Source organism: Amycolatopsis sp. NPDC003731 (assembly GCF_053586895.1).
This window is the reverse complement of the sequence record NZ_JBSFNC010000011.1, coordinates 35,634-59,391: the sequence shown is the minus strand read 5'-3', so window position 1 is coordinate 59,391 and position 23,758 is coordinate 35,634. Positions and strand designations below refer to the sequence as shown.

The following is a 23,758-nucleotide window of genomic DNA, read 5'->3' as shown; positions in this document are numbered from 1 at the left end:
AGGACAGGGGGTGTCACAACCGGCGTGGCACGGACGGGAGGCTCGGCAGCGGGTCGAGGGACCGGCCGTAGCCGTGGTGGCCGTGGCGCCGCGGTGCCGGTTGCCCGGGCCGGGCGTCGACGTGGTGTTCCTCGCGCAGCTGGTTTTCGGTGAGGTCCCCGGTCTCGATGGTGTTCTCCTCCTCGCGGTTGTCGTAGGCGGGATCGGCGGCGGGCCGGGTGCTCGCGTTCGTACCCGCGGTGTCGTGGCGGGCGTGGATCAGTTCGTGGCCGACGCGCACGACGTCGGGGACGGTCAGCGCCGCGCCGTGCGCATCCAGGACGTGTACCGCGCTCCACGCCGGGTCGAGCCTGATCACCACGTCGGAGCCGGTGTGCGGATTGTGCGCGCCGGCCTGGTCGAGAGCCTGGGTTTCGCCGCCGTCCTGCAGCAGGGCGACGGCCTCGGACGGCTCGATCCGCACCCGGTGCGACCCGGCGGCCAGCGCGACGACCAGCCGGCGGCCGTGGCGGCGGGACATCAGGGCGGCGAGCGCGGCGAGGACGCGTTCGCGGAAGCCGGGGTAGGTGCGGCCGAAGGTCTGGGTGTCCGAGATGGTCAGCGGCGACTGGCCGGAGGTGATCGCGGACCACGTTCGCGTGGCCGCGTCGAGCTCGGCGCGGGTGATCCGGTCGTCGCCCCGTGCGTCGCGATCGACGACCACGAACCGGCCGAACGGGGTCGTGACGCGGCGGCCGGCGGCCCGGGCGGGTGCGCTCTGGCGCTGCACCAGGAGCCCGGTCAGCGCGTGGTTGCCTGCCTGGCGCTGCAGAGCGAGGGCGGAGCCCGCGGTCAGCGCGCCCCGCGGATCGCAGGGTGCGGCGATCGACGGCGTGGGCATCGCCCGGGTGGCAGCGCGCGGCTCCTGCTCGCCGGGGTGCGTCGCCTTCGTCACGCGGACAAGGTAAGCCCGTCCGCGGCCGCCCGTCCTGCCCCCGGATGCCGCCTCCCGGGCTGCTCCGGCTGCCCTCGGTGCGTCCCGCCGTCCTTGCGCCCGGGTGGCGCGTGCCGCACTATGGGAGTAAGCAAGCGCTTAGCCAGTGTCGGAGGAGCAGCCACCCCATGGACTTTTCACTCAGCACCGAAGAACGGGAAGTGCGCGACTGGGTCCGCACGTTCGTCCAGCGGGAGCTGGTCCCGCTCGAGCAGGAAGTCCTCCGGCGCGAGCGCGCCCACCAGCCCGGCCTCACCGGCGAGGAGCTCAAGGACCTCCAGCTCAAGGCGAAGGAGTCCGGCTTCTGGGGTGTCCTCACGCCCGAGGAGTACGGCGGCATGGGCCTGTCCGCGGTGATGGCCGCGCTGCTGGAAGCCGAGCTCGGCCGCACCTTCGTGCCGTTCCGCTTCGGGGGTGCCGCCGACAACATCCTGTTCCACGCCAACGAAGAGCAGAAGCAGACCTACCTGCTGCCGACCATCTCGGGCGAGCGCAAGTCGTGCTTCGCGATCACCGAGCCGGGGGCCGGGTCGGACGCCAAGGCCATCCGGACCACCGCCCGCAAGGACGGCAGCGACTGGATCATCAACGGCGAGAAGACCTTCATCACCGGCGGCAACGAGGCCGACTTCACCATGGTCTTCGCCATCACCGACCCCGAGAAGGGCGCGAACGGCGGTGTCACCTGCTTCCTCGTCGACCGCGAGGCCGGCTGGAAGTCCGAATACATCGACACCATGGGCGAGTGGGGCCCGGCGTCGCTGATCTTCCAGGACGTCCGCGTCCCGGAAACGCAGATCCTCGGCGAGGAGGGCCGCGGCTTCGAGCTCGCCATGCAGTGGATCGGCCAGGGCCGGTACCTGCTGCCCGCCCGCGCGATCGGCTCGTGCGAACGGCTGATCTCGATGGCCATCGAGCACGCCAACACCCGCGAGACGTTCGGGCAGAAGATTGCCGAGCGGCAGGCCATCCAGTGGATGATCGCCGACTCCGGGGTCGAGCTGGAAGCACTGCGGTGGCTGGTGCTGCACGCCGCCTGGCAGGTCGACCAGGGCCTCGATTCGCGGCACGCGCAGTCGATGGCGAAGCTGTACGGCGGCCAGAAGGCCAACGAGATCGTCGACCGCGTCCTGCAGATCCACGGCGGCATGGGCTACACGCGGGAGCTGCCGGTCGAGCGGTGGTACCGCGAGCTGCGGCTGCTGCGCATCTACGAAGGCACCGACGAGATCCAGCGCCGGACCATCGCGCGCAACCTGCTCAAGGGGCACGTGAAGGTCGGCGGCACGCTGGGCTGAGAACGTGCGAGAAGCCGTCAGGGCCGCCGGGAAGGCGGCCCTGACGGCGCTTCGGCTTGCCTACTTCTTGTTGCGAATGGCGATCGGGACGCCCGCTAGGTCCTCTTCGTTGCACAGGAGCTTCACGTCGTAGTACGGCGAACCCTGACGGTCGTCGTAGTCGAGGTGGATGGCCAGCACGTCGAGCGGCTCGCCGAGCCACTCCTGTGCCTGACGCAGCCACTTGGCGCAGCGCTCCAGAGCCGCGGGGAGATCGTCGTCACGGAACTCGACGGGGCGATAGGGGACATCCTGCACCTGATCGCGGGGGTGTGCCGGCGCCGGGAGGCCCGGCGCGAGACCCGAGTCGTCCAGTTCCAGTTGGATCGTTTCCTCAGTCACCCTTCGAGCGTCCCCCACCCGCGCCGTCTGGGCAAGGCGTACACAGGTAAAAGCGCCGCTAAACGGACACGCCCCACTCTTTCGCGACGATTTCCCGGCACCGCCGCAAGTCGGTCACGCCGGGTGCGGACGTGCAGCCCAGCGCCCTCGACGCCAGTTCCGCGTAGTGCTCCGCCAGCTCGTCGAGCGCCAGCGGGCCGCGTGGTGAATACCACCTCGCGACGCCGCTGCACATCTCCAGCAGGGCGAGCCGGGTCACCGCCGGGTGCTCCACACGGAACACCCCGGCCGCCACGCCCTCGTCGATCGCGGCCGCCCACAGCCGTTCGTAGGCGTCCCGCAGGGCCACCACCGGCTCGCGCGCGGCCGGGGACAGCACGTCGACTTCGTTGTCCACCACCCGGGTTTCCGCCGGGCCGACGGCGTGCGCGAGGACGTGCAGCGCGACCAGCGTGCGCAGCCGGTGCACCGGGTCGCCGCCACCCGCGGTCGCCTCACGGGCGGCGTCGAGCAGCCGGTTGAGCGCGGTGTGCATGATCTCGGCGAGCAGATCCTCCTTGGTGCCCATGTAGTGGTACAGGCTCGCCGAGGAGAGTTCCGCCTCCTGCGCCAGATCCCGGATGCCGGTGCCGTGGAAGCCCTTGGTGGCGAACAGCTTCACCGCCGCCGCGCGCACCCGCTCCCGGCTGCTCACAGCCATGCTGCCGCCTTCGCGTCCCAGGACCCGGCGCGCGGGTCCGCGACCTTCCGCAGCTCGCCCTTGGCCACCCGCTCCGACGGCGTCATCGGGAGCGCCTCGGCGAACGCCCAGAACCGCGGAACCTTGAAGTAGGCCAGTTTTCCGGCGCAGAAGGCGGCCAGCTCGGCGGGGTCCGGCCGGTCGCCGTCGCAGACGACGTACGCCTTGATCTCCTCGCCGCGCAGCTCGTCGGGCACCGCGACGACGGCCGCCAGCCGCACCGCCGGGTGCAGCAGCAGCGCGCGCTCGACCTCGTCGGCGGAGACGTTCTCGCCGCTGCGGCGGATCATGTCCTTCGTGCGGCCGACGTAGTAGACGCGGCCGGCGGCGTCCATCCGGGCGAGGTCGCCGGTGTGGAACCAGCCGTTTTCGAACGCCTTCGCCGTCGCGTCCGGATCGTCGTGGTAGCCGTGCATCAGGCCGATGCCGCGGATCAGCAGCTGCCCGGTTTCCCCGCGCGGCAGCGGCTTCCCGTCGTCGCCGGCGATCAGCACCTCGCGATCGCGGCTCGGCCGCCCGATGCAGCCGGTGCCGACGGTCTCGTCGTGGTCGGCGGCGGTCATCCGGATGTCGCCGCCGGTTTCGGTCATCCCGAACGCCTCGTACCACGGCACGCCCCACCGGGCCTCCAGCTCGGCGTGCAGGTCGTGCGGGATGGCGGACGCGCAGATCGCGCGGACGCGGTGGTCGCGGTCGGCTTCGGACGGTTCCTGGCGCAGCAGCAGCGTCGGCATCAGGCCGAGGCAGTAGAACCAGGTGACGCCGTGTTCGCGCACCTTCGCCCAGAACGTGCTGGGGTGGAACCGGTCCAGCACGACGAGGGTGGCGCCGCCCGCGAGTCCCAGCGCGACATTCCACTGTGGATCGATGTAGTGGAAGGGCTGCGCGGTCAGGATGACGTCGTCCTCGCCGACGGCCGGGAAGTCGGTGGCCAGGCTCACCGCGAGGGTGGTCCAGTAGCGGTTCGGCAGGACGCAGCCCTTGGGTGCGCCGGTGGTGCCGGACGTGTACTGGATGTTGACCGGCAATTCGGGCACCGGGGTGAATTCCGGCGGTTCGGCGTCAGTGCGGAGTTCGTCCGGCGTGATGACCTCGGTCACCCCGATCCGGCCGAGGAGCTCGGTGAACTCGGATGCGGCGACGACCAGCTTCGCGCCGGAGTGCCGGAGGATGTGGGCGCCGTCGAACTCCTGGTAGTTCGTGTTGACCGGCACCAGTTGCGCGCCGATCTTCGCCAGCGCGAGCCAGGTCAGCGGGAACGCGGGCACGTTCCGCAGCATCACCGCGACCCGGTCGCCGGGGCCGATGCCGCGTTCGGCCAGCGCCGCGGCGATCCGGGAGCTTTCGCGATCGACCTCGGCGAAGGTGAAGCGCTGGTCGTGCTCGTCGAAGAGCCAGGCCGTGCGGTCCGGCCACAGCGCGGCCGCCCGGGTGACGAGCTGCGCGAGGGTCCCGATCTCGGCCAGCGGCGTCACGCCCGGCTCCGGAACGCTTCGGTGGACGCGGCGACCGCGGCCGAGTGCTCGGTGATCAGGGCGTGGCTGACCTCGAGCTCCAGGGCGGGCTCGACGTCGATCGGGGCGTCGAGGACCCGCTTCGCCATCGCCGCGGCGGCCGGCGGGTGCTCGGCGATCCGCTTGGCCCAGCTCAGCGCCTCGGCCTGGAGCTGCTCGGCGGGGACGGCCGCGTTGACCATGCCCAGCTCGGCCGCCTTCCGGCCGTCGAAGCGCTCGCCGAGCAGCAGGAGTTCCTTCGCCTTGAGCGGGCCGACCAGCAGCGGGAGCAGCCGCGACGCCGCGCCGGTGACGCTCAGCCCGAGCGAGACCTCGGGGAACGCGAACACGGCGTCCTCGGCGGCCAGGATCAGGTCGCAGCCGAGCGCGAACTCCGCGCCGGCGCCGATCGCGTAGCCGTGGACCGCCGCGATCACCGGCTGACGCAGCCCGCGCAGCCGCCGCGTGACGTCCTGGAGCCGGTCCAGCCGCGCCCGCGAATCACCCTCGGGGGTGGGTTCCTTCAGGTCGTGGCCGGCGCAGAAGGCGCGCCCGTTCCCGGACAGCACGACGACGCGCGCGTCGCTGCCGGCGGCCGCGTCGAGGGCGGCGAGGAAGTCGTCGACCAGCACGGCGGCGACCGCGTTCAGCCGCTCGGGCCGGTTCAGCCGGATGTGCGCGATGCCGTCCTCGACGGCGAAGTCCACGGTGGGCATGAGGCCGATGCTAGACGTTCGATCGATCGATCGATAGCCTCTGATTTTATGCAGGTGGACACGGTCTACGAGAACGCCACGGTGTGGACGGGCGCGGGCGTCACCAGCGCACTTGCCGTCCTGCACGGCCGGGTGGTCGCGCTGGGCGACGACGCTCTGTCGCTTTCGGCTCGCGCGCGCGTCGACCTGGCCGGCGGCTTCGTCGTCCCCGGCTTCCACGACGCCCACAACCACATGGCGTGGTTCGGCATGGGCCTCGACGACGTCCCGCTGAGCGACTGCCGCAGCGTCGAGGAGGTCTACGACGCCGTCGCCGCGCGCGCCGCGACGCTGCCGGCCGGGAGCTGGGTGGTCGGCAGCGGGTACGACCAGAACAAGCTCGCCGGCGGGCACCCGGACCGGCACGGCCTCGACCGCGCCGCGCCGGGCATGCTCGTGCGGCTGAAGCACACGTCCGGGCACATGACCGTGGTCAACTCGGCCGTGCTCGACCAGCTCGACCTGGCGCACGTCCCGGTCGGCGGCGACGTCGTGGTCGCCGCCGACGGCTCGCCGACCGGCCTGCTGCGCGAGCAGGCCCAGCTCCTGCTGCGGCCGCTCACGTACCCGACGCCGGTGGCGCGGGTCGTGCGCGGGCTCGAGCGCGCGTCCGAGCGGTACCTGGCCGAGGGCATCACCAGCGTCCAGGAGGCCGGGATCGGCGGCGGCCTGGTCGGCGAGACGCCCGCCGAGCTTGCCGCCTACCAGCAGGCGCGCGATACCGGCGTGCTGCGCGTGCGCAGCACGGTGATGGTCGCCGCGAGCGTGCTGCACGACCTGCCCGACGACGCCGGCTTCGGCCTCGACCTCGGCCTGCGCACCGGCCTCGGCGACGAGTGGCTGCGCGTCGGCCCGATGAAGTTGTTCGCCGACGGCTCCCTGGTCGGGCGCACCTGCGCGATGCACGAGCCCTTCGACGGCGAGCCGGACAACCGTGGCTACTTCCAGGTGCCCGAGGACGAGCTGGCCCGCACGATCCGCCGTGCCCACGAAGCGGGCTGGCAGATCGCGACGCACGCGATCGGCGACCGCGCGATCACCGTCGTCCTCGACGCCTACGAAGCCGCGTTGGCCGCTTCGCCGCGCACGGACCACCGGCACCGCATCGAGCACTGCGCGGTGCTTCAGCCCGCGGAGCTGCGCCGGCTCGCCTCGCTCGGCATCATCCCGTCGCCGCAGGGCCGGTTCGTCAACGAGCTCGGCGACGGCATGCGCGCCGCGCTCGGCGAGTCGCGCGTCCCGTGGTGCTACCGGCTGCGCAGCGTCCTCGACGCGGGTTGCGTGCTCCCCGCGTCCTCGGACCGGCCCGTGGTGAACGGCGCGCCCCTGCTCGCCCTCGCCGACATGGTGCGTCGGCGCACGGCGTCAGGCGCGTCCTTCGCACCCGAAGAGGCGCTGACGCCGGAGCAGGCGTTGCGCGCGTACACGTACGGCTCGGCGTACGCCACCTTCGCCGAGCGTGACCTGGGCACGCTCGAACCAGGGAAGCTCGCCGACTTCGCCGTGCTGTCCGGTTCGCCCCTGGACGAGTCCGGTTTGGACGACCTCACCGTGCAAGGCACCGCCGTCGGCGGCGAACTGCGTTATCAAGCGTGATGACTCACTTCCTTCCCACGTGTTCGAGTGCTTCCTCGGCCAGCTCGGCCCAGGGGTGTGGCGACCCCGGGGCCAGCGCCAGCCATTCCTTCATCGGGGTGCCCTTGTTGGCGTCGAAGCGCACCCCGTGCCCGCCCTCCACCAGTTCGTCCACCCGGACCCGGGGCAGCTTGAGCACGAGCTGCCCGCGGACGAACATCGCGAAGATCCGGCCGTGCGCGCGCAGCGCCGTGCGCCCGAACCCGCCGGTCGTGCCGGGTGGCGTGATGCCCGGACGTCCGGTGAACTCGTCGACCAGGTCCTCGAACTTCTCCTCTGGTGACATCGACCACCTCCGAGCCCGACAGTAACGACCACCACCGACAAAACCGGGAGGCGAAATGCCCGTCCGCGACGCCGTCTTCGAAGACATCGAGGAAATCTGCGCGCTCATCGAGGAGCACGCCGTCTACGAGGACAACCACGACCTGAAGCTGGACCGCGCCGAGATGAGCGGGCACCTGTTCGGGCCGGACCCGAAGGCATGGGTGCTGATCGCGACCCCGCCCGGCGAGCCGGGGACGGTGGCCGGCTTCGCGTTCTGCAGCTGGAACTTCTCCACCTGGGAAGCGCGGCCGGGGATCTGGCTGGACGACCTGTTCGTCCGCCCTGCGCACCGCCGCCACGGGCTCGGCGGCGAGCTGCTGGACGAGCTGCGCAACCGCACGACCGGCCGCGTCGAGTGGGACATGCAGGAGGGCAACGAAAAGGGTTCGGCGTTCTACGCGCAACTGGGTGCCGAGCCGGTCCCGGGCTGGATCCGCTACCGCTGGCGGCCGTGAACTTTCACGAGAAAGTACCCGGCCCCGTATCGTATGCGGCATGGGAGATGGTTCGGTCCGGAGGTCCTCGTCGGTCGAGGACTACGTCCGGGTGATCTACGGGCTGGTCGAGCGGGGTGAGGCGGTCACCAACGCGTCGCTCGCCGGCCGGCTGGAGGTCAGCCCGTCCTCGGCGTCGGGGATGGTCACGAAGCTGTCCCAGCTCGGCCTGGTCACCCACGCCCCGTACCGCGGCATCGAGCTCACGGCCGACGGCCGGCTGCTGGCGCGGTCGGTGCTCCGGCGGCACCGGCTGATCGAGACGTACCTGGTGTCGGAGCTCGGCTACACGTGGGACGAGGTCCACGCGGAGGCGGACGCGCTGGAGCACGCGGTGTCGGACAGGCTGGTCGAGCGCATCGCGGCCAAGCTCGGCAACCCGGTCCGCGACCCCCACGGCGACCCGATCCCGGCCCCGGACGGCAGCGTGGAGGAGCTGCCGGTCCGCATCCTGGACGACCTCCCGCCGGGCGCGGTGGGCGAGATCGTCCGGGTCTGGGACACGGACCCGGAGCTGCTGAGGTACCTGACGGAACACGCGATCAACCTGGGCGAGCGCATCGAGGTCGTGGAGCGGCAGCCGTTCGGTGGGCCGATGGTGGTGAAGGTGGGCTCGCCCCCGGACGCGGCTACGCACGCGATCGGCAAGGAGATCGCGCAGGCGTTGTCGGTCACCCTGCGCTGAGCCGGCTCAGTGCGACCACTCCCAGCCGTGCGCGCCGGGGCCGAACAGCCCTGAAGCGTCCGTGAGCTGCAGGGTGCCGTTCTTCGCCGTGGTCGAGATCGCGACTTGACCGGTGCAGGTGCGGTTGGTGCGTATGCCGACGGCGATCTTGGTAGCCCAGAACTCGACCGCCATGCTGCCGTCGGTGTCCGAAATCCCGGCCGTCTCGTCGTTACGACGCTCAGGGGCGTACGCGCGGGTGACGTCGTGAAGCGGATGTGGTGACGACCGTCTCCGCAAGACCATGGCCGCATGAACTCCTTCCGCTTCGGCGTCGTCGCCGGTCATGCGCCTGATCTCACCTCCTGGACCGCCCAGGCCGAACGGGTCGAGAAGCTCGGCTTCGACACCCTGCTCGCCACCGATCCCGTCGGGAGCTCCGATCCCTTCGTCCTGCTCGGGGCCGCCGCCGCGGTCACCATCGATCTCACCATCGGCACCTTCGTCCTCGCCGATCCCTTCCGCGACGCCCGGGCTCTCGACTGGCAGGCGAAAACCCTGCACCAGCAGACTCGCGGGCGGTTCGAGCTCGGGCTCGGCGTCGGGCGCCCCGGGGCCGACGGGCACGCGACGAGCCTCGGGCGGGAGTTCCCCTCACCGGGTGAGCGCATCACACGGATGGCCGCCACCATCGCGCACCTGAAGCGAACACCCGATCGGCCGCCGTTGATGCTCGCCGCCGGGGGGCCGAAAATGCTGGCGCTCGCCGCGCAAGAAGCCGACATCGTCACCTTCACCTGGATGCCGAGGACCACCGAACGCGAGGCGCAGTCCATTGTGGATCGATTCCGAGAGCTCGCCGGGGCGCGCCTTCCCGACATCGAGCTCGGCCTGAACCTGATGGCCGTCGGAACCGCGCCGTCGCCGGGAATCGCGCGGTGGGCCGGGGTCGACGTGCCCGAACTCGCGGCCGGGGGTGCCGTGACCGTCCTGCCCGAGGATCCCGGCGCGGCCGCGGAAACACTTCTCCGGTGGCGGGAACGGTGGGGGATTTCCTACGTCACGATCAACTCCGGCTACGCGGAACCGTTCGCGGCGATCGCGGACGAGACGCGCAAGGCAGGTGGGTGAGGGCCCTTCCGATCTTGGGAAGCTGCGCCTACGCTCCAATGTTCTGTAATCGGGATTGCTTCGGAGCGTTGTGATGACCGGTCAGCGAACACGCACCATCGACCGGGGGGAACAGGCGGAGCTGAGCCGGCTGCTGGCAGCCGGACCGTTCGACGTGGCCCTGCGGGCGGCGATCCGGGCCCGCGGCCTCGGCCTCGAGCGGATCCGCTATCGCTTGCGCGGCAGGGGAACCACGGTCAGCCTGGCCACCCTCAGCCACTGGCAGTCCGGACGGTGCCGGCCCGAGCGGCCGGAATCGCTGGAGGCCCTGCGGAATCTCGAGGAGATCCTGAACGTGCCCGACGGCTCGCTCAGCAAACTCCTCGGCCCGCCGCGGGCGAGAACGAGGTTCCACGCGCTCAATTGAGCGACGGTTAGGCTCGCGGCATGCGAGCTGTCGTGATGGAGGAGTTCTGCGTCCCGCCCGTCGTGCGGGACGTGCCCGAGCCGGTGGCCGCGCCGGGCGGTGCGGTGATCGAGGTCGACGCCACCGGCGTCTGCCGCAGCGACTGGCACACCTGGCAGGGGCACGACACCGCCGTCACGCTGCCGCACGTCGCCGGGCACGAGCTCGCCGGCCGGATCGTCGCGCTCGGCGAAGGCGTCCGCGGCTGGGAGCTCGGCGCGCGCGTCACCGTGCCCTTCGTCTGCGCCTGCGGCAGCTGCGCCCAGTGCGCCCGCGGCGACCAGCAGATCTGCGACCGCGAGTTCCAGCCCGGCGCCACGCACTGGGGGTCGTTCGCCGAGCGCGTCGCCATCGAGCACGCCGAGACGAACCTGGTCGCGCTGCCGGACTCGCTCGGCGCCGCCGAGGCCGCGGCGCTGGGCTGCCGGTTCGGGACGGCGTTCCGCGCGGTGCTGCGGCAGGGGCGCGTCACCGCGGGCCAGTGGGTTTCGGTGTACGGCTGCGGCGGCGTCGGGATCTCCGCGGTGCTGCTGGCCGTCGCGGCGGGCGCCAAGGTCGTCGCCGTCGACGTCTCCCCGGCCGCCCTGCAGCTCGCCGCGAGGTCGGGCGCCACCGTCACCGTCGATTCCTCGGCGTTCGACGGCCCGGAAGCCGTCGCCGCGCACGTCCGCGAGCTCACCGGCGGCGGCACGCACGTCTCGCTCGACTGCCTCGGCGCGCCGTCGACCTGCGCCGCGTCGGTCGGCAGCCTCCGCAAGCGCGGCCGGCACGTCCAGGCGGGCCTGATGCCGCCCGCACAGGGCATCGCCCCGATCCCGATGCACCGCGTCATCGGCGGCGAGCTGGAGCTGGTCGGCATCCACGGGCTCCAGGCGCACGAGTACCCGGAGCTGCTGCGCGTCGTGGAGACGGCGGGCATCGACCTCGCCGCGCTGATCGGCCGGCGCATCGGGCTCGACGACGTCCCCGCCGCGCTGGCCGCGATGAACGACCCGGTGCCGGCACAGGCGGGCGTCACCGTTGTGACGTTCCGTGACTGATCGGCGGCGCCGCGGTCAAGAGACGCGTTCGTAGCTGATCCACCCTGGTTTGTGACATTCAGGTGTGAGAACGTCGAGGCCATGGTGGCCCAGAGCGAGGGGACGCGGTCGCAGGGCCGTCCCGCTGGTCCGATGGGGCGGCTCCTGCGGAGGTTCGCCACCGCGGGTGTCACGTTCCGCGGTCATCGCGTGGTGCCCTCGACGATCACCGAACGTGTGCGGCAGGAGTCTCCGGCACAATCGAAGTGATGGACGCTCTCCTGCCGCGCCCCCGCGCCGAGCTCGCGCCCGGGGCGGTGCACCTGCCCGACTGGCTCGGCTTCGACGAACAGCGGGCGCTGGTCGCGGCCTGCCGCGGCTGGTCCGGCTACCGGCACACCCGGCTGCCCAACGGCGGGGTGATGTCGGTGAAGTCGGTCTGCCTCGGCTGGCACTGGTACCCGTACGGCTACTCGCGCACGACCGGCGAAGGAAAGCCGGTGCTGCCGTTCCCGGACTGGCTCGGCGACCTCGGCCGCCGCGCGCTGGCGGCCGCGTACGGCGAGGCCCAGCCTTACGAGCCGGACATCGCGCTGGTCAACTTCTACGACGCTGCCGCGAAGATGGGGTTGCACCAGGACAAGGACGAGCGCAGCCTCGAGCCGGTGGTGTCGTTCAGCCTCGGCGACGCGTGCGTGTTCCGCTTCGGCAACACCGAAACGCGCGGGCGGCCGTACACCGACGTCGAGCTGCGGTCGGGTGACGTGTTCGTGTTCGGCGGCCCGTCCCGGCTCGCCTACCACGGCGTCCCGAAGACGCTGCCGGGCACGGCGGACCCGGCGCTGGGCCTCGACGGGCGGCTGAACATCACGCTCCGGGTGTCCGGGCTCTAGTCCTCTGTGGACTCTTCGATCAGCTCCGGGTCGGTGCGTGTGGCTCGTGGCGGTGACGGTGGGCGCGGCCGGGCGCTCGGCTCGCGGGCCTCAGCTCACCGCGCGAAACCGCACCGTCTGGCCCGGCCGCAGCTGGGCGGCCAGGTCGAGGTCCTCCTCCTCGACGACCGCGATCACCGGGTAGCCGCCCGTCGTGGGGTGGTCGGCGTGGAACAGGATCGGCCGGCCCGATGGCGGCACCTGCAGCGATCCCGGCACGCACGCCTCCGACGGCAGCTCGTCGTGGCGCGCCCGGGACAACGGCGGTCCGGTCAGGCGGATGCCGACGCGGTCCGAGTCCGGCGAGACCGTGTACACAGTGGACAACAACTTCTCCGGATCGGTGAACCAGTCGCGGCGGGGGCCCGGTGTCACGCGCAACACCGGTTCCGCCGGCAGCGATGCCCGGGGTGCGAGGTCCACCACCGGGAACGCCCGGGGCGCCGGGCCGATCGGCAGCAGCATCCCGGCCGTCACCGGGGGCGGGCCGAGCTTCCCGAGGGTGTCCGTCGCCCGGGAGCCCAGCACCGGCGGCACGTCGATCCCGCCGCGCACCGCGACGTAACACCGCAACCCCGACACCGCCGTGCCCAACGTCAGCTCTTCCCCGGGCCACAACGTGATCGGCCCGTTCAGCCCACCCTTCGACAGCGGGCACGAAGCGCCGGTGACCGCCACCGTCGTCACGGCCGACGCCCGCAGCACCAGCCCGCCCAGCGTGACCTCCAGCGCCGCCGCATCCGGAGGGTTCCCGACGAGCCGGTTGGCCAGCCGGAACGAGCCGCGGTCGGCCGCGCCGGAGCGGCCGACGCCGAGGGCCGCGTGGCCCGGGCGGCCGAGGTCCTGCACCGTCGTCGCGAAGCCGGGCCGGACGACTTCGAGCTTCACGACCGCACCGCCGTGAACCGGACGCGGGTGCCCGGCGGCAGCAGGTTCGGCGGGTCGCGCTCGACGTCCCACACCGGCACGTCCGTCCGGCCCAGCAACCGCCAGCCGCCCGGGGACGCACTCGGGTAGACCGCGCTGTACTCGCCGGCGATCGCCACCGAACCCGGCGGGATGCGGGTGCGCGGCGACGACCGGCGGGACACGTGCAGGGCGGGGTCCGACCCGGTGAGGTAGGCGAACCCCGGCGCGAAGCCGCAGAACGCCGAGACGTACGTCCCCGCGGTGTGCCGGGAAACCAGCGCCGGCACGCTCATCCCCGTCTCCGCGGCGACGTCGGCCAGGTCTTCGCCGTCGTACACCACCGGGACCACCACCTCTCCCGCGTCCGCCGCCACACTGTCCACAGGGGACACTTCGCGCAGCAGCGCACCCAGCTTGTCCGCGTTCGTCACCGCCGGGTCGAAGCGGACCAGCAGGGTCCGCGCCGCCGGGACCAGTTCTTCGACGCCGTCCGGAGCCAAGCCGGCCAACGCCGTTTGGTAGCCCAGCACGTCGGCGGTCTCCACCAGCACCGCGCGCCGCCCGCACGGCAGCAGCCGGACGGTCATCCGGTGAACGCGCCGAGCTGGATGCCCGCCCCGGTCAGCGCCGCCTCGATCCGCCGGGCCAGCTCGACCGCGCCCGGCGTGTCCCCGTGCACGCACAGGGAATCCGGGCGCACCTCGAGCTTGGTGCCGTTCTCCGTCACGACGCCGCCGGTCGCCATGCCGACCGCGCGTTCGGCGACCACGTCGGCGTCGTGGATGACCGCGCCCGGCTGCTTGCGCGACACGAGCTTGCCCTCCGCCGTGTAGGCGCGGTCCGCGAACGCCTCCGCGTACGCCACCACGCCTGCCGCCTCCGCCTGCCGCTGCATTTCCGAGTTCGGCAGGCAGAGCAGTGCGAGCGCGGGGTCGTAGCGGCGCAGGCCGTCGACGATCGCCGCGGCCTGCTCGGCGTCCACCGCCGCGGTGTTGTACAACGCGCCGTGCGGCTTCACGTACGTCACGCGGCTGCCGGCCGCGCGGGCGAACGCGTCCAGCGCGCCGATCTGGTAGAGCACTTCGTTCGCCAGGTCGTCCGGTGCGATGTCGAGGGCGCGCCGGCCGAACCCGGCCAGGTCGTGGTACCCGACGTGCGCGCCGATCGCGACGCCGCGCTCGGCCGCCAGTTCGCACACCCGCCGCATCACCGACGGGTCGCCGGCGTGGAAGCCGCACGCGACGTTCGCGCTGGTCACGATGTCGAGCATGGCTTCGTCGTCGCCCATCTTCCAGGCGCCGAAGCCTTCGCCGAGATCGCTGTTCAGATCCATTTCACCCCACCCGGTATTCGCTGTCGTACCGATCGGTGATGAACATGTACCCCGGTGCGTGGGTGATCGCAAAGGGGGGCCGGGACGCCATCAGCGCCGCCTGCGGGGTGACCCCGCAGGCCCAGAACACCGGGACGTCGCCGGGTTCGGCGTCCACCGGATCGCCGAAGTCCGGCCGCGAAAGGTCGTCGATGCCCAGTGCGCCCGGGTCGCCGATGTGCACCGGGCCGCCGTGCACGGCGGGCATCGCGCGGGTGATCCGGATCGTGTCGGCGACCCGGTCCTCGGGGATCTGCCGCATCGACACGACCATCGGGCCGAACAGCCGCCCGGCGGGCTCGCACGGCCGGTTCGTCACGTACATCGCGACGTTGCGGCCCTGGTCGACGTGCCGCAGCGGGACGCCCTCGGCGGCCAGCGCCGTCTCGAACGTGAAGCTGCAGCCGATGGAGAAGGCGACCATGTCGCTGCGCCACAGGCCGGTCGCGTCCGAGACCTCGCCGGCGAGGACGCCGTTCTGCCAGATCCGGTACCGCGGCAGGTCGGTGCGCAGGTCCGCGCCCTCGGCGAGCCGGGTTTCCGGGTCGCCGGGGTCGGTGACGTCGAGCAGCGGGCACGCCTGCGGGTTGCGGGTGCAGAACAGCAGGACGTCGTAGGCCCAGTCCTCGGGCACGGCGATCAGGTTGGTCTGGGTGAAGCCGGTGGCCCAGCCCGTCGTCGGGTGGGCGGTGCCGGTGCGGAACGCCGCCCGGGCCTGCGCCGGGGTGTAGGTGGCCGGTTCGTCGAAGGTCGTCATGAGTTCCCCCTCAATCGGCGAGTTCGATACCGCGGGTCTCCGGGAGGCCGAGCAGGGCCAGCACCGCGATGCCGTACCCGGCCGCGCCGATCACGATCGCGCCGCCCGCGCCGAGGAAGCCCACGACGGTCGGGAAGATCGCCCCGACCGCGCGGCCGAAGTTGTAGGTGAAGCCCTGCCCGGTGCCGCGGAGCGCGGTCGGGTACAGCTCCGCGAGGAACGCGCCGAAGCCGCTGAAGATCGCGGACATCGAGAAGCCGAGCGGGAAGCCGAGCACCAGCACGAGACCGTTGGCGCCCTTCGGGATTTGCGTGTAGGCGACGATGAGCACGGCCGAGAGCAGCGCGAACGTCAAGAAGGTTTTCTTGCGGCCCAGCAGATCGGTGAGGTAGCCGCCGCAGACGTACCCGACGAAGGCGCCGGTGATGAGGAAGACGAGGTAGCCGCCGGTGCCGATCACGGTCAGCTCACGCGTCTTCTTCAGGTAGGCGGGCAGCCAGGTGTTGATCGCGTAGTAGCCGCCCTGGACACCGGTGGCCAGCAGCGAGGCGAAGAACGTCGTCCGCAGCAGGTCGGCCCGGAAGATCCGGCCCAGGGAACCGCGGGTCCGCACGGCGACGCGGCGCTCCTCCGCGCGCGGGGCGTCTTGCACGCTGCGGCGGACCCACAGCACGAGCAGCGCCGGGATGACGCCGGTCCAGAACATGATCCGCCAGGCCACGTCGTCGCTCGCGAAGCTGAAGACGATCGTGTAGACGATCACCGACAGGCCCCAGCCGACGGCCCACGCGCTCTGCACGAACGCCACGGTCCGGCCGCGGTACTTGGCCTGCGAGTACTCGGCGACCAGGGCCGCGCCCGCCGCCCACTCGCCGCCGAAGCCCAGGCCCTGCAGCGCGCGGAACACCAGCAGCGTCTCGAAGTTCGGCGCGAAGCCGCAGAGCACGGTGAAGATCGTGTACATCGCGATGGTGAGCTGCAGCGTCCGGACGCGGCCGATGCGGTCGGCGAGGATGCCGGCGCCGACGCCGCCTACGGCCGACACGACCAGCGTCGTCGTGCTGAGCAGCCCGGCTTCGCCGCTCGAGATGCCGAAGAACGCGGTGATCGCGGCGAGCCCGAGCGGGAGGGTCTGGTAGTCGAACGAGTCCAGGCCGTACCCGCCGAACGCGCCGAGGAAGGCGCGGCGTCCGCGTTTTCCGAGCGTGCGGAACCAGTCGAACGGCCGGGCCTCGGTAGCTGTGGCAGTCATGGGCACCTCCTGGCCAGTGTCTCTCATCGTGGCGTGCCTCACACGGTAGGGATTGTTGAACAATTCCACAAGATGCCGATTGGATCGTCCCCCGAGTGGCGGGTAGCCTTGTCCTCGTGGTCATCGAAGACGGCGTGGTCCCGGGCCTGGAGGCCGACCGCGGCCTGGTCACGCGCAAGAGCACGGCGGAGCGGGTCGCCGGCGTCCTCCGCAAGCGCATCGCGGAGGGGTTCTTCCTGCCCGGCGGGCGGCTCTCGGAGCAGGACATCGGCAACGCGCTCGGCGTCTCCCGCAACACCCTGCGCGAGGCGTTCCGGCTGCTCACGCACGAGCGGCTGCTCGCCCACGAGCTCAACCGCGGGGTCTTCGTCCGCATCCCGAGCGTCGAGGACGTCGTCGACATCTACCGGGTGCGCAAGATCATCGAGTGCGCCGCGGTCCGCGGGCTGAAGGCCAAGCCGGCGTCTTTCGCACGGATCAAGGAAAAGGTCGAGATCGGCGACGAGGCCGCGCGCACCGGCAACTGGAAGGACCTCGGCACCGCGAACGTCTGGTTCCACCAGGAGCTCGCCGCGCTGTCGGGCAGCGAGCGGGTGAACGAGCTGGTCGGGCGGCTGACCGCCGAGCTGCGGCTGGTGTTCCACATCATGGCCGAGCCGCGGCGCTTCCACGAGCGCTACCTGCCGCGCAACCACGAAATCCTCGACCGCATCGAGGCCGGCGACGGCCCGGGGGCGGAACAGCTGCTGCTGAAGTACCTCGACGACGCCGAAGAACAGCTGGTGGGCGCGTACGCCGACCGTGCCGAGGCAGCCCGCGCGGCCATCGCGGCGGAGTAGGTCCATTCGGGCACGGTTCGCGTCCGGACGGGCCCACCACGAGCCGCGCGGTACACGCGGTCGATAACCTCGGTGGCGGTCCCGCCGCCGGATACCCCCAGCGGCAGGCGGGACTCCACGCTGCCGGGTCGCCGCTTCCCCAGGGCCGCGGCCCGGCAGCCCCACGCTCGAAGGCCCGGCCGGGGTTCCCGGCCGGGCCTTCGTGGTACCGCCGTCAGCCGGCGTAGCGGGCGAAGATCCTCGTGAAGTCCCACGCCTGCTGGGAAACCCCGGAACAGGTGTCGTTGTTCGGGTAGCCGCCCGGGCAGGGGCGGTCGCGGTTCGCCGACCAGAACGTCAGCCGGGCCAGGTGGTGGGAGTTCGCGTAGGCCAGGATCGTGCTGAAGTCGTTGAGCGTGACCGTCTCGTTGTTGTCGGTGATGCCGTTCATCGACGAGATGCCCATGTGCCGGTAGGCCGTGTCGTCGTCGTAGCCGTACGCGCTCTTGACGACGTTCTTCAGGCCCTCGGCCGCCCGCTGCGTCAACGTGCCCATGTTCTGGCCCGCGCCGCCGAAGTCGAACGGCATGATCACCCAGCCGTCGACCGTGAGCCCGGACTGGGCGGCCCGGTTGACCAGGCTGTTGTCCGGCCCGGACTGGCCGGTGCCGAAGGTGACGTACAGCTTGATGCCCGGGTTGTTCGCCCGGACCGTCTTCAGCGCGTCGACCGTGCGCTGCTGCACGGTCGGGTTGCTGTAGGCGTCGGCCTCGATGTCGATGTCGATCGCCTTGAGGCCGTAGGCGTTGATCACCTTCTGGTAGCCGGCCGCCAGCTCGCCCGCGCTGCCGCACGACGACTCCAGCTTGTTGCCGGAGTAGCCGCCGAAGGACGGGATGACGTCGCCGCCGCCCGCGCGGACGGTGTTGATCGTGTTCTGGTCGACGCCGCCGGTGAGCGCCCGGCCGCCGTCCCACTGCGGGTTGCAGTAGCCGTTGGAGAGGATGAACGCCAGCGTGAACCACTTGACGCCGGTGGCGTTCTGGATCGTCGCCGGGTTGGGCGGGTCGCCCCAGCCGTTGTAGAGGTACGGCGCGACGGCCATCACGCCCGGTCCGGGCGGCGGGGTGGTGCCGCCGCTCGGCAGCGTCCACTGCTGGTTGGCCGTGCTCGCGCAGGTCCAGATCTGCAGGCGGGTGCCGTTGGCGCTGGAGTTGCCGGTGGCGTCGAGGCACTTGCCGGACCCGGTGTTGACCAGGTTCTTCGCCGCGTTGGCCGTCCACTTCTGGGCGTTCGAGCCGTTGCAGTCCCAGAGCTGGATCGTCGTGCCGTTCGCGGTGCCGGCGCTGGTGACGTCGAGGCACTTGCCCAGCGCCTGCAGGGAACCGTCGCTGCCGACTGTCCACTGTTGAGCGTTCGTCCCGTTGCAGTCGTAGAGCTGGACGGCGGTGCCGTTGGCGTTGCTCGCCGCGGCGACGTCGACGCACTTGCCGGCGATGCCGGTGATCGGCCCGGTCGCCGCCTGCGCGACGCCCGGTGCGAGCACCAGTGCCGATGCGGCGATCAGGGCGCCGAATACTGCTGTTTTCTTCATGCGGGTACGTTCCACTTCTGGTTGGCGGCGCCGGTGCAGGTCCAGATCTGCAGCCGGGTGCCGTTGGCGCTGGAGTTGCCGGTGGCGTCGACGCACTTGTTCGAGCCCGCGCCGACGAGGTCCCGGGCCGCGGTGGCCGCCCACCGCTGGTTGGCCGTGCCGCCGCAGTCCCACAGCTGGAGCTGTGCTCCGTCCGCTGTGGACTGTCCGGTGACGTCGAGGCACTTGCCGAGCGCCTTCAGGGTTCCGTCCGTGCCGACGGTCCACTGTTGAGCGCCCGAGCCGTTGCAGTCGTAGAGCTGGACCGCGGTGCCGTTGGCGCTGTTCGCACCCGCGACGTCGATGCACTTGCCGCCGAGGCCGGTGATCGGGCCGGTCTTGCCGGTACCGCCGCCGTTGCCCTGGTTGCCGCTCCAGGTGAACGTCGCCGACGTGCGGCCGGGCAGGGTGTAGGTGAACGACGAGTTGCCCCAGTTCACCCGCACGCTCTGGTTGCCGGTGCCGGAGTTGTACGCGATCAGCGCCTTGGAGCCGTCCGGGTTCTTCCAGGCGACGTTGCGGACGGCCGAGCTGTCGTTCGAGTCGATCCGGTAGGCACCCGGCTTCACGAACTTCGTCAGGTGACCCATGGTGTAGTACTCGACGGTGTAGTCGACCTGCCCGCTGCGGGAGTCTCCGTTGTGGACGGTGATCAGGCCGGTGCAGGTGCCGCAGCCGCCGTTGTGCGGACCCATGTTCTGGTCGACGGCGAGGCTCCACTTGGTCACACTCTTCGACCAGTTGCGGGTGTAGTCGACGATGTTGTTCATGTCCTCGGCCTGCTGGTTCGAGATCCAGGTGCCGCCGGAGTGCTCGGTCGAGTAGGCGTTGACATTCGGGTACTGGTTGTGCGTCGTCGTCTGCTGAGCGATGTCGCCGCCGTAGCCGTGCCAGGCCACGCCCCCGAAGTTCGGGTGGTTGCGGATCGCCGCGTCGTCCAATGTGGGCGCACCGTAGGAGGCGTAGGTGTCCCAGTTCCAGTCGAGGGCCAGGACCTTTGTGGACAGACCGGCGTTCTGGAGCGCGGGCAGCAGGTTGTTCTTCGCGAAGTACGCCAGACCGGCGCCGTTCCAGTTCGTCGACGGGTAGCTCGCGCAGCACGTCGGCTCGTTCTGCATCGAGACGTAGTCGATCGGCACGCCCGCGGCCTGGTAGGCCTGGAGGTACTTGACGAAGTACTGCGCGTAGGCCGGATAGTACTGCGATTCGACCCAGCCGAGCAGGTAGCTGTCGTTGTCCTTCATCCACGGCGGTGCGCTCCACGGCGACGCCATCACCTTGGCCTGCGGGTTGAGCTGCTTGGCCTGCTTGGTCAGCGGCAGCACGTCGGCCTGGTCGTGGGCGATCGAGAAGTGCGTCAGGTTCGGGTCGGTCTGGCCGGCCGGCATGTCGTCGAAGGTGTAGCTGTAGCGGGCCAGGTCGGACGCGCCGAGCGGGTTGCGGATGAAGCTCAGCCCGATGCCGCTGTTCGGGTCGAACAGCTTGCGCATGGTGTCGTCACGGGTGGCTTGGGAGAGGGCGCCGCTGGAGTTCATCAGCCAGGCCGCGGTGTCCGTGAAGGACGCTCCGCCGCCCTCGAACTGCTGGTAGGTGGTGTTTTCGTTGACGTTGATGGCCACGCCGCCGCTGCCGGTGCCGGCGGCGAACGTCACCGGCGTCTGCTGCTGGAGGCCGCGGGTGACCTGGCGGCCGCCGGCGTCGCTGGTCGTGGTGAGCCAGATGCTGACCGTTTCGCCCGCGGCCTGCGCGGGCGCGGCGAAGGTGGCCGCGGCGATCGCCGTCACCCCGGCCAGGGCTGCGAGAGAGCGTTTTCTCATGGGAGCGTCCACTTCTGGTTCGCGCCGGACCCGCAGGTCCAGATCTGGAGCCGGGTGCCGTTGGCGCTGGAGTTGCCGGTGGCGTCGAGGCACTTGCCGGAGCCGGTGTTCACGAGGTTGCCGGCCGCGTTGGCCGTCCACTTCTGGGCGTTCGAGCCGTTGCAGTCCCACAGCTGGGTCGGCGTGCCGTTCGCGGTGCCGGCGCTGGTGACGTCGAGGCACTTGCCCAGTGCTTTCACGGTCCCGTCGGTGCCGACTGTCCACTGTTGAGCGTTCGTGCCGTTGCAGTCGTAGAGCTGGACGGCGGTGCCGTTGGCGTTGTTCGCACCCGCGACGTCGGCGCACTTGCCGCCGATGCCGGTGATCGGGCCGGCGTTCTGCGTGGGCGGCGGCGTGGTGCCGCCGGCGAACTGCGACGCGACCTGCTCACCGAGGCTGACCGCGTTGGCGTGGTTCTCGATCGGGTTGACGTGCGTGTTCGGGAAGACGATGTAGGTCACCGGTCCCTCGGTGCCGCCGTTCTTCGGGTCGGGGTTGATGCCGAGGCTGACGGCGGTGGCGTAGGACGCCTCACCGATGATGCTCGTCGGGCCGGTGTCGCCGACCACGGCGTAGGTGACCTGGTTGTTGTAGATCACCGCCACGACCGAACCGCCGTCGATGCCGTAGTTGCGGTAGTCCCAGGTGGACGTCGGCTGCGGCAGGACGATGTACGGCAACTGTGCCGCGTTGAGCGGTTGGTCGGTCGAAGTGTGGAACGCGGTGTCGGGGTAGAAGCAGCAGTCGGTGTTCTCGTTGCACTGCGTGGTGCGGACGCCGTCGCAGTCGATGTCCATGTCGGCCTTGAAGAACACCGCGCCGTTCGCCTGGCAGACGGGCACCGTCGCCGCGCCGCCTTCGTCGAAGGAATACTTGCCGTTCGAAATCTGTTGGCAGGACTGGGTTTTCGCGAGCAGCTGGCTCGCCGACGGGCCCGCGTCGACCGCGGCCTGAGCGGAGCCGGTCGTGAGGAAGGAAAGCGCTAACAGGGCGCACCCCATTAGCGCGACGAGGATTCGCCGCACTGGTTTCTCCTTGTGGGGGGCTCAGCTCAGGGAGTGGTCCACTTCTGGTTCGCGCCGCCGCCGCAGGTCCAGATCTGCAGACGGGTGCCGTTCGCGCTGGAGTTCCCGGTGGCGTCGAGGCACTTGTTCGCGTTGGGGTTCACGATGTCCTTCGCGCCGGTCACGACCCATTGCTGGGCACCGGTTCCGTTGCAGTCGTAGAGCTGCACCGGCGTGCCGTCCGCGGTGCCTGCCGCGCTCACGTCCATGCACTTGCCGAGGGCGCGGATGGTGCCGTCGGTGCCGACGGTCCAGTTCTGCGCGGCGTTGCCGTTGCAGTCGGTGATCTGGATCGGCGTGCCGTTGGCGGTGTTCGCGCCGGCGACGTCGACGCACTTGCCGCCGATGCCGGTGATCGTGCCGGTCCGGCCGCCGCCCTGGCTCGAGGAGTTGGTGACGTGCACGTAGTCGACAATCAGCTGCTGCGGGAACTGCGTGCTGCTGTTGGGGTCGCCGGGCCAGTACCCGCCGACGGCGAGGTTGAGGATGATGAAGAAATTGTGGTCGTAGACCCAGCGGTTGCCGTTCAGGTCCGACGGCGTGCGCGTCTGGTAGAGGTTGCCGTCGACGTACCACTTGATCTGGTTGGGTGCCCAGTCGATGGCGTAGGTGTGGAAGTCGTCGGAGAAGTTCGGGCCGTTGTAGGCCGCGCCGATGCCGCCGGAACCGGAGTAGCCGGGGCCGTGGATGGTGCCGTGCACGGTGTTCGGCTCGAACCCGACGTTCTCCATGATGTCGATTTCGCCGTCGGTCGGCCAGTTTCCGCCGCCGAGCATCCAGAAGGCCGGCCACATGCCCTGCCCGCGCGGCAGTTTCATGCGCGTCTCGAAGTGGCCGTAGGCCTGGCTGAACTTGCCGGCGGTGTTGAGGCGGGCGGAGGTGTACTCGCAGCGGCCGTACCAGCAGTTGTAGTTGCCGGGGTTTTCCTTCTTGGCGGTGATGACGAGGTGGCCCTGCCCGTCGAGTTGGGCGTTGTTGGTGCCGGAGGTGTAGTACTGCCGCTCGTGGTTGTTGACGTTGTCGCCGGTCTCGAGCTGCCACTTCGACCCGTCGACGGCGGCGCCCGCGGGGCCGTTGAAGTCGTCGGTGAAGGTGGCCGCCGCGGCGGCTGGGGTCATCGTGAGGGCTTGCTGCCCGAGGAACAGCAGCGCGGAGGCGGCGAGGAGTGCCGCCCAGCGGTTCTTTTTGGAGGTGGACATCGTTGTCGCCTCTTTCACCGTGGGGGAACGGCGTTCCGCGCGCAGCACGGAACGCGGGGAGGGGAGGTGGTCCCGCATGCCGGGGCGGCGGCAGGCGCGACCGATCAGCCGGTGCTCGCGGTCCTGAGCGGGCTCGGACTTGCGGGGCCTCGGCGGGCGCTTTGTTGTGTCTGGCAACAAAGTATGCATGGTCCAGACAAGCCGGGCAACCGTCGGGCGGTCATTTTTTTTCAACCCGAATTAAGGGTGGGTTCGTGGCCGGGCGCTTGTTGCGGTGCTGGTGGGGGTGGTTCCCGGTGAGTGGGGCACGGTCTTGTGGTCGAGTTGCGATGGTTCAGGCGGTGCCGGGTTCGGCGGTGCGGGGTTCGGGTGGTGCCGGGTTCGGGTGGTGCCGGGTTTGGTCGGTCGCCGCCTTGTCCACAACTGGGTCGGGGTGTGGACAAGGCGGGCCGGTTGGGGCTTTTGCGCGCTTTCTGTCCGGCGGTGCCGATACGCTGGAGCGGGGATGGACCCCTTGGGTGGGTGGGCCGCTGGGTGGGTGGGCCGCTGGGTGGGTGGGCCGCTGGGTGGGTGGGCCGCTGGGTGGGTGGGCCGCTGGGTGGGTGGGCCGCG

General features: G+C 70.9%; 25 protein-coding genes. 9 read left to right on the top strand and 16 right to left on the bottom strand.

Annotated elements, in window-relative coordinates:
- Nucleotides 1-13 precede the first annotated feature (13 nt).
- Nucleotides 14-934 carry a M91 family zinc metallopeptidase gene (locus ACWDN5_RS07250; protein ID WP_449675169.1) on the bottom strand — a complete coding sequence of 307 codons (921 nt, stop codon included), beginning with the start codon at nucleotides 932-934 and terminating at the stop codon, nucleotides 14-16.
- A 167-nt stretch (nucleotides 935-1,101) separates the two neighbouring features.
- Here ACWDN5_RS07250 and ACWDN5_RS07245 point away from each other — a divergent pair, with 167 nt between their 5' ends.
- Entirely contained in the window at nucleotides 1,102-2,271 is a 1,170-nt protein-coding gene (locus ACWDN5_RS07245; protein WP_091318329.1) for an acyl-CoA dehydrogenase family protein, read from the top strand.
- A gap of 60 nt (nucleotides 2,272-2,331) precedes the next feature.
- On the opposite strand, the gene ACWDN5_RS07240 is transcribed toward ACWDN5_RS07245, so the two are convergent.
- Genes ACWDN5_RS07240 through ACWDN5_RS07225 form a run of 4 tightly spaced genes read right to left on the bottom strand, consistent with a single transcriptional unit; the run spans nucleotide 2,332 to nucleotide 5,600 of the window.
- On the bottom strand, nucleotides 2,332-2,652 hold the full coding sequence (locus ACWDN5_RS07240) for a hypothetical protein (protein ID WP_004561305.1): 321 nt from the start codon (nucleotides 2,650-2,652) through the stop codon (nucleotides 2,332-2,334).
- A gap of 58 nt (nucleotides 2,653-2,710) precedes the next feature.
- Entirely contained in the window at nucleotides 2,711-3,352 is a 642-nt protein-coding gene (locus ACWDN5_RS07235) for a TetR/AcrR family transcriptional regulator (RefSeq protein WP_242545469.1), read from the bottom strand.
- Nucleotides 3,343-4,866: an ATP-dependent acyl-CoA ligase gene (locus ACWDN5_RS07230; protein WP_449675166.1), complete on the bottom strand. Its 1,524-nt coding sequence runs from the start codon at nucleotides 4,864-4,866 to the stop codon at nucleotides 3,343-3,345. The genes ACWDN5_RS07235 and ACWDN5_RS07230 overlap by 10 nt, the downstream gene beginning before the upstream one ends.
- Nucleotides 4,863-5,600 carry an enoyl-CoA hydratase/isomerase family protein gene (locus tag ACWDN5_RS07225; protein WP_310968623.1) on the bottom strand — a complete coding sequence of 246 codons (738 nt, stop codon included), beginning with the start codon at nucleotides 5,598-5,600 and terminating at the stop codon, nucleotides 4,863-4,865. Before ACWDN5_RS07225 ends, ACWDN5_RS07230 begins: the two co-directional genes overlap by 4 nt.
- Nucleotides 5,601-5,648: 48 nt before the next feature.
- Here ACWDN5_RS07225 and ACWDN5_RS07220 point away from each other — a divergent pair, with 48 nt between their 5' ends.
- Nucleotides 5,649-7,235 carry an amidohydrolase gene (locus tag ACWDN5_RS07220; protein WP_449675163.1) on the top strand — a complete coding sequence of 529 codons (1,587 nt, stop codon included), beginning with the start codon at nucleotides 5,649-5,651 and terminating at the stop codon, nucleotides 7,233-7,235.
- 4 nt (nucleotides 7,236-7,239) lie between these two features.
- Here ACWDN5_RS07220 and ACWDN5_RS07215 read toward each other — a convergent pair whose 3' ends face one another.
- Nucleotides 7,240-7,560: a hypothetical protein gene (locus ACWDN5_RS07215; protein WP_310968621.1), complete on the bottom strand. Its 321-nt coding sequence runs from the start codon at nucleotides 7,558-7,560 to the stop codon at nucleotides 7,240-7,242.
- Between the two features lie 55 nt (nucleotides 7,561-7,615).
- On the opposite strand from ACWDN5_RS07215, the gene ACWDN5_RS07210 reads away from it, so the two are divergent.
- Nucleotides 7,616-8,056 carry a GNAT family N-acetyltransferase gene (locus tag ACWDN5_RS07210; RefSeq protein ID WP_285986644.1) on the top strand — a complete coding sequence of 147 codons (441 nt, stop codon included), beginning with the start codon at nucleotides 7,616-7,618 and terminating at the stop codon, nucleotides 8,054-8,056.
- 40 nt (nucleotides 8,057-8,096) lie between these two features.
- The gene (locus ACWDN5_RS07205) at nucleotides 8,097-8,780 is read left to right on the top strand and encodes a metal-dependent transcriptional regulator (protein ID WP_086839591.1); all 684 of its coding nucleotides are present in this window, start codon (nucleotides 8,097-8,099) and stop codon (nucleotides 8,778-8,780) included.
- 6 nt (nucleotides 8,781-8,786) lie between these two features.
- On the opposite strand, the gene ACWDN5_RS07200 is transcribed toward ACWDN5_RS07205, so the two are convergent.
- A complete protein-coding gene (locus tag ACWDN5_RS07200) occupies nucleotides 8,787-9,107 on the bottom strand; it encodes a hypothetical protein (protein ID WP_449675160.1) in 321 nt (106 codons plus the stop codon).
- On the opposite strand from ACWDN5_RS07200, the gene ACWDN5_RS07195 reads away from it, so the two are divergent.
- From ACWDN5_RS07195 to ACWDN5_RS07180, 4 genes are all read left to right on the top strand, one after another.
- Nucleotides 9,072-9,890 carry an LLM class flavin-dependent oxidoreductase gene (locus ACWDN5_RS07195; RefSeq protein WP_449675158.1) on the top strand — a complete coding sequence of 273 codons (819 nt, stop codon included), beginning with the start codon at nucleotides 9,072-9,074 and terminating at the stop codon, nucleotides 9,888-9,890. The two genes, ACWDN5_RS07200 and ACWDN5_RS07195, sit on opposite strands and share 36 nt — an antisense overlap.
- 73 nt (nucleotides 9,891-9,963) lie before the next feature.
- Entirely contained in the window at nucleotides 9,964-10,296 is a 333-nt protein-coding gene (locus ACWDN5_RS07190; RefSeq protein WP_449675157.1) for a transcriptional regulator, read from the top strand.
- 20 nt (nucleotides 10,297-10,316) lie between these two features.
- Entirely contained in the window at nucleotides 10,317-11,375 is a 1,059-nt protein-coding gene (locus tag ACWDN5_RS07185; RefSeq protein WP_449675155.1) for a zinc-binding dehydrogenase, read from the top strand.
- A 248-nt stretch (nucleotides 11,376-11,623) separates the two neighbouring features.
- Nucleotides 11,624-12,247: an alpha-ketoglutarate-dependent dioxygenase AlkB family protein gene (locus tag ACWDN5_RS07180; protein ID WP_449675154.1), complete on the top strand. Its 624-nt coding sequence runs from the start codon at nucleotides 11,624-11,626 to the stop codon at nucleotides 12,245-12,247.
- A gap of 90 nt (nucleotides 12,248-12,337) precedes the next feature.
- On the opposite strand, the gene ACWDN5_RS07175 is transcribed toward ACWDN5_RS07180, so the two are convergent.
- From ACWDN5_RS07175 to ACWDN5_RS07155, 5 genes are read right to left on the bottom strand one after another with little or no spacing between them, the layout of a single operon-like run.
- Nucleotides 12,338-13,174 carry a 5-oxoprolinase subunit C family protein gene (locus tag ACWDN5_RS07175; RefSeq protein WP_449675153.1) on the bottom strand — a complete coding sequence of 279 codons (837 nt, stop codon included), beginning with the start codon at nucleotides 13,172-13,174 and terminating at the stop codon, nucleotides 12,338-12,340.
- On the bottom strand, nucleotides 13,171-13,782 hold the full coding sequence (locus ACWDN5_RS07170; RefSeq protein ID WP_310968615.1) for a 5-oxoprolinase subunit B family protein: 612 nt from the start codon (nucleotides 13,780-13,782) through the stop codon (nucleotides 13,171-13,173). Before ACWDN5_RS07170 ends, ACWDN5_RS07175 begins: the two co-directional genes overlap by 4 nt.
- The gene (locus tag ACWDN5_RS07165; protein ID WP_310968613.1) at nucleotides 13,779-14,528 is read right to left on the bottom strand and encodes a LamB/YcsF family protein; all 750 of its coding nucleotides are present in this window, start codon (nucleotides 14,526-14,528) and stop codon (nucleotides 13,779-13,781) included. Before ACWDN5_RS07165 ends, ACWDN5_RS07170 begins: the two co-directional genes overlap by 4 nt.
- Before the next feature lies 1 nt (nucleotide 14,529).
- Entirely contained in the window at nucleotides 14,530-15,324 is a 795-nt protein-coding gene (locus ACWDN5_RS07160) for a putative hydro-lyase (RefSeq protein ID WP_449675150.1), read from the bottom strand.
- Nucleotides 15,325-15,334: 10 nt separating this feature from the next.
- Nucleotides 15,335-16,576 carry an MFS transporter gene (locus tag ACWDN5_RS07155; protein WP_449675148.1) on the bottom strand — a complete coding sequence of 414 codons (1,242 nt, stop codon included), beginning with the start codon at nucleotides 16,574-16,576 and terminating at the stop codon, nucleotides 15,335-15,337.
- A 116-nt stretch (nucleotides 16,577-16,692) separates the two neighbouring features.
- Here ACWDN5_RS07155 and ACWDN5_RS07150 point away from each other — a divergent pair, with 116 nt between their 5' ends.
- Nucleotides 16,693-17,415 carry a GntR family transcriptional regulator gene (locus tag ACWDN5_RS07150; protein ID WP_310968610.1) on the top strand — a complete coding sequence of 241 codons (723 nt, stop codon included), beginning with the start codon at nucleotides 16,693-16,695 and terminating at the stop codon, nucleotides 17,413-17,415.
- A gap of 214 nt (nucleotides 17,416-17,629) precedes the next feature.
- Here ACWDN5_RS07150 and ACWDN5_RS07145 read toward each other — a convergent pair whose 3' ends face one another.
- From ACWDN5_RS07145 to ACWDN5_RS07130, 4 genes are read right to left on the bottom strand one after another with little or no spacing between them, the layout of a single operon-like run.
- Entirely contained in the window at nucleotides 17,630-18,988 is a 1,359-nt protein-coding gene (locus ACWDN5_RS07145) for a ricin-type beta-trefoil lectin domain protein (protein WP_310968609.1), read from the bottom strand.
- A complete protein-coding gene (locus ACWDN5_RS07140; RefSeq protein WP_449675145.1) occupies nucleotides 18,985-20,844 on the bottom strand; it encodes a ricin-type beta-trefoil lectin domain protein in 1,860 nt (619 codons plus the stop codon). Before ACWDN5_RS07140 ends, ACWDN5_RS07145 begins: the two co-directional genes overlap by 4 nt.
- Nucleotides 20,841-21,908: a ricin-type beta-trefoil lectin domain protein gene (locus ACWDN5_RS07135; protein WP_449675143.1), complete on the bottom strand. Its 1,068-nt coding sequence runs from the start codon at nucleotides 21,906-21,908 to the stop codon at nucleotides 20,841-20,843. The genes ACWDN5_RS07140 and ACWDN5_RS07135 overlap by 4 nt, the downstream gene beginning before the upstream one ends.
- 26 nt (nucleotides 21,909-21,934) lie before the next feature.
- On the bottom strand, nucleotides 21,935-23,146 hold the full coding sequence (locus ACWDN5_RS07130; RefSeq protein ID WP_310968606.1) for a family 16 glycosylhydrolase: 1,212 nt from the start codon (nucleotides 23,144-23,146) through the stop codon (nucleotides 21,935-21,937).
- Between the last annotated feature and the right edge of the window lie 612 nt (nucleotides 23,147-23,758).